The organism is Kitasatospora sp. NPDC040550 (genome assembly GCF_055594965.1).
The window spans coordinates 1-1,394 of the sequence record NZ_JBVIWC010000064.1 but is presented as its reverse complement, the minus strand read 5'-3'; the positions used below and the strand labels follow the sequence as shown (position 1 = coordinate 1,394).

The 1,394-nt window shown below is 56.2% G+C and carries 1 rRNA gene; it reads right to left on the bottom strand.

The annotated features are described in order from the left end of the window. Window positions 1-2: 2 nt before the first annotated feature. Window positions 3-1,394, bottom strand: a 23S ribosomal RNA gene (locus ACZ58X_RS40185); the annotation flags it as partial.

Here is a 1,394-nt window from a genome sequence, read left to right as displayed (position 1 = left end):
CTGAGGACAAGCCCTCGGCCTATTAGTACCGGTCAACTCCACCCCTCACAGGGCTTCCATATCCGGCCTATCAACCCAGTCGTCTACTGGGAGCCTTACCCTCTCAAGGAGGTGGGAGTGCTCATCTCGAAGCAGGCTTCCCGCTTAGATGCTTTCAGCGGTTATCCCTCCCGAACGTAGCCAACCAGCCATGCCCTTGGCAGGACAACTGGCACACCAGAGGTTCGTCCGTCCCGGTCCTCTCGTACTAGGGACAGCCCTTCTCAACACTCCTACGCGCACAGCGGATAGGGACCGAACTGTCTCACGACGTTCTAAACCCAGCTCGCGTACCGCTTTAATGGGCGAACAGCCCAACCCTTGGGACCTACTCCAGCCCCAGGATGCGACGAGCCGACATCGAGGTGCCAAACCATCCCGTCGATATGGACTCTTGGGGAAGATCAGCCTGTTATCCCCGGGGTACCTTTTATCCGTTGAGCGACGGCGCTTCCACAAGCCACCGCCGGATCACTAGTCCCTACTTTCGTACCTGCTCGACCCGTCAGTCTCACAGTCAAGCTCCCTTGTGCACTTACACTCAACACCTGATTGCCAACCAGGCTGAGGGAACCTTTGGGCGCCTCCGTTACCCTTTAGGAGGCAACCGCCCCAGTTAAACTACCCACCAGACACTGTCCCTGATCCGGATCACGGACCCAGGTTAGACATCCAGCACGACCAGAGTGGTATTTCAACGGCGACTCCACAACAACTGGCGTTGCTGCTTCACAGTCTCCCACCTATCCTACACAAGCCGAACCGAACACCAATATCAAGCTATAGTAAAGGTCCCGGGGTCTTTCCGTCCTGCTGCGCGAAACGAGCATCTTTACTCGTAATGCAATTTCACCGGGCCTATGGTTGAGACAGTCGAGAAGTCGTTACGCCATTCGTGCAGGTCGGAACTTACCCGACAAGGAATTTCGCTACCTTAGGATGGTTATAGTTACCACCGCCGTTTACTGGCGCTTAAGTTCTCAGCTTCGCCCTGACGAATCAGAGCTAACCGGTCCCCTTAACGTTCCAGCACCGGGCAGGCGTCAGTCCGTATACATCGCCTTACGGCTTCGCACGGACCTGTGTTTTTAGTAAACAGTCGCTTCTCGCTGGTCTCTGCGGCCACCCCCAGCTCAGAGTGCAAGACTCGTCACCAGGAATGGCCCCCCTTCTCCCGAAGTTACGGGGGCATTTTGCCGAGTTCCTTAACCATAGTTCACCCGAACGCCTCGGTATTCTCTACCTGACCACCTGAGTCGGTTTGGGGTACGGGCCGCCATGAAACTCGCTAGAGGCTTTTCTCGACAGCATAGGATCATCCACTTCACCACAATCGGCTCGGCATCAGGTCTCAG